Annotated in this window: 3 protein-coding genes; 2 read left to right on the top strand and 1 reads right to left on the bottom strand. The window is 38.1% G+C overall.

Annotated features, from left to right (window positions below; all coding sequences use genetic code 11):
• A partial coding sequence (locus UC75_RS01440) for an MFS transporter (protein ID WP_228137007.1) occupies positions 1-1,105 on the top strand: 1,105 nt, incomplete at its 5' end.
• A 60-nt stretch (positions 1,106-1,165) separates the two neighbouring features.
• Here UC75_RS01440 and UC75_RS01445 read toward each other — a convergent pair.
• Positions 1,166-2,350 carry a hypothetical protein gene (locus UC75_RS01445; protein WP_049836455.1) on the bottom strand — a complete coding sequence of 395 codons (1,185 nt, stop codon included), beginning with the start codon at positions 2,348-2,350 and terminating at the stop codon, positions 1,166-1,168.
• Positions 2,351-2,791: 441 nt separating this feature from the next.
• On the opposite strand from UC75_RS01445, the gene UC75_RS19660 reads away from it, so the two are divergent.
• A partial coding sequence (locus UC75_RS19660; protein WP_228137008.1) for an ABC transporter substrate-binding protein occupies positions 2,792-3,366 on the top strand: 575 nt, incomplete at its 3' end.

A 3,366-nucleotide genomic window follows, 5' to 3' on the forward strand; every position in this document is an offset into this window, starting at 1 on the left:
GAATGTCTGGGTTTTGATTTTAGCCCGATTTATTATGGGAATTAGTGTTGGTATTGATCTGCCTGTGGCAATGTCATACTTATCTGAGTTTTCTAAATTTAACGGGAGTAGCAACAAGGCAGCGCGTTTAGCCGCATGGTGCCCAATGTGGTATGCCGCTTCTTCGGTATGTTTTGGTCTAGTTCTGGCGCTTTATTTTCTTTTACCCCCTGAGCATAGCAACTGGTTATGGCGAGCATCTTTAATTTTTGGGGCAGTGCCAGCGTTACTCATTATTTTTATTCGCGGTAAATATTTAACTGAATCACCAATCTGGCTTGCAAACCAAGGCGATTTAAAAGGTGCCGCTAAAGTTCTACAAGAATCCTATGCAATTAATGCAGTTGCTACAGTTGAAAAAGTAGAAAGAACTGCTGAAAAGAAAAAGCGCGAGGGTTTTGCAGTTTTATTTAATAAAACCTATTTGCCAAGAACGATTGTGGCAATTGTGATTCACATTTCGGTCGCATTTCAGTACACGACCATTGCCTTCTTTTTACCTTCCATTTTAACGCGTTTCTTTCATACTGATGTCTTGACGACCATTACTACAACACTCGGACTCAATTTGCTGTTTGCATTTACGGGCGGGCTGTTGGGCGTATTTGTTGCTAGCAGATTTAAATCTCGTCATGTGTTGCTTACAGGCTTTTTACTCCAGTTTATAGCCCTCATTGCCTTAGCATTAATTGGTGAACCGGGTAATAGCTTTTTACTCTACACCGCAATTGGCATGCTCGGTTTGTGGCTTTTTGCCGAAGGCTTTGGGCCTGGGGCACAAATGATGGTTTATCCAACCATGGCTTATCCAGCTTCGATTCGTGGCGTTGGAGTTGGCTTTAACCGTGCGGTAACTGGTGTTGCTCAAGCAATTGCTTTGTTTGTTTTACCGATCTGGATGGCGGGATATAAAACCGATGTTTATCTGATTATTTCTATCTTTGCTTTTATTCCTTTAATTGTGATTGGACTACTGATTAAGTTTGAGCCTACCGCTCAAGATGTCGATGTGATTGATGAAGATAAAGCAGAACTTCCTCTCAATAATTCACCAGTAATCGACTAGAGTAAAACTAGATATCTAAATAAAATAAAGGCCAACAGATGTTGGCCTTTATTTTTGGAGTTAGAAGTAATAAGCAAAAATTACAAATGCTTTTTTATTCCATTTATCATTGCTTCCACCAGCCGCAAGGCCTTCACTGTCTCCTAGATATGGATCGTGTTTACCCACCAGCAACTCGGCTTGTACTGTCAATTTTTGATAGTTAAAGGCAATGCCGGGAATAAAACGAGTTGAATCTTTAAACCCGTCTTGTTCTTTTCGATAAGAACTATAGTTTAAGTACGGGCGAACAGCGGTAATGGGGCCAAACTGCTGAGGAAATAAATAGCTCAGTTCGGCTGAGTAAATCTGACCTTTGGTTGCCGAGTTAAATGAATAATCGAAACCACCCAAGGTCAGGTGGTCTTTATATTGAGCGTCGGCATTATCAATGTCTTGATAACCAGCCAAAAGCTGTAAATTCCATTGGTTATAATTGGTATTGCTAAAAACCGAATAGACTTGGCGATCACCATCTTGCCCTGAACGTTTATTTTCAATGGTGGAATACCATGCAGAGGCGCCCAGTTGGGTAGAGAAATTTTCTTGGCCTAAGACATTTTTAAAGGTATGAGCACCGCGAACAACAATGGAGTTCTTTTCTTTAGTATTGGTGCCTTGTGGTACAGAGTCATCCGCATTGACAGGGTTGATACTAAATCGACTCGAGTCTTTGCTTTTACCTCTATAGGTGCCACCATCGGTAGGATAAAAGGCGAGTTGTGCTTCATTGATTCCATCATTGAAATCATATTTCACCCCAAGGTTATGTACATCTTCCCAACCTGCACTATTGGCAATGCCTAAATAATAAGTATTTCCCCAAAAGCGACCCAAGCCAAAAGGAACTGGGTTTAAGCCAGCAATAATTTTACTGTTGTCATTAATTTTATAACCCAACCACGCATCGGTAAGCCAATTGGCATCGCCTAAACGTCCGTAATATTCATAAACCCGATAATCTAGGCGGCCAATCCATTTTGGGGAGTTGTAATCTAGCCATAATACCGCGTCATTAAAGGAAAATTTACTGGTAGTGGGATCAGAGTCAAAGTCATAAACATATTTAGCTCGAACAGTACCACTCACTTTAAGTTGACCTTCTTCAGCATTACCAAAGGTGAGAGCCGCATGACTTGAAAGGCTAAATGTAATTAAAGACGCTGTAATTAATGTTTTTTTCAAAAATTGAGAATGTTTAAACAAAAGAATTTTTCTCCTCTTAAAAATAAAAATTAAATTTGCGTCATGTATAAACCAGAAAAAGATTTGTCCAAATCTTAATATTTGCAGAAGTTTTAAGATAAAAAGATAATAAAATCTGAACTTTATATAAAAGAATGAAAATTAATTAGATGCAAAACTCTGGATGCGATAAGCAAAAAATAAAAATGACGAAATGAGTAGGATAAAATAATTAGAGTAGGTATGTCAGGTTTTTCTCATCATGTATTTTTTGAATATCCTTTTTAATTATTGATATATAAGTATTTTAATTTTATGGCTAATCTGTAAGTTTGGTTGATATTTGCTTTTTACCAAAAGATAAAAACTTATATGAAAAAGTTATTTATCAAAAATAGATAAGCAACTCATATTTTTTTATTTTTCATTATAAAGCCAGCTGCATACCATGAGCTTATATTATTGAAAGATCATGAAATTATGAGCACAAAGACCAAACCGTTGATTATCACGGCAATTGTGGTTGTAGCAATTGTTGCATTTATCGTATGGCAAAATAAGAAAGACAATAATACAAGTGCTTCAGTTCGCGACAGCAAACCTGTCGTGATTGCCTATCAAACAGGGGTGGACCCAAGCAAAGTTGCGCAGGCCAATGGGGAATATGAAAAACATAGCCAACGTAATATTCAATGGAAAAAATTTGATGCGGGTTCAGACGTTGTAAATGCACTTGCTTCAGGCGATGTCGTACTTGGCAATATTGGCTCAAGTCCACTTGCTGCTGCGGCAAGCCGTGATTTACCGATTGAAGTATTCTTAATTACATCAAAACTTGGTGGATCTGAAGCACTCGTAGTAAGTAATAAATCAGGCATTAAAACTCCTCAAGATTTAATTGGCAAAACCATTGCTGTACCCTTTGTTTCAACAACTCATTACAGCCTTTTGTCTGCACTTAAACATTGGAACATTCCGGAAGACAAAGTAAAAATTATTAACTTGCGTCCACCTGAAATTTCAGCGGCTTGGGAACG

It is taken from the genome of Acinetobacter sp. V2 (genome assembly GCF_001188385.1).
In the GTDB taxonomy this organism is placed as follows: domain Bacteria; phylum Pseudomonadota; class Gammaproteobacteria; order Pseudomonadales; family Moraxellaceae; genus Acinetobacter; species Acinetobacter oleivorans.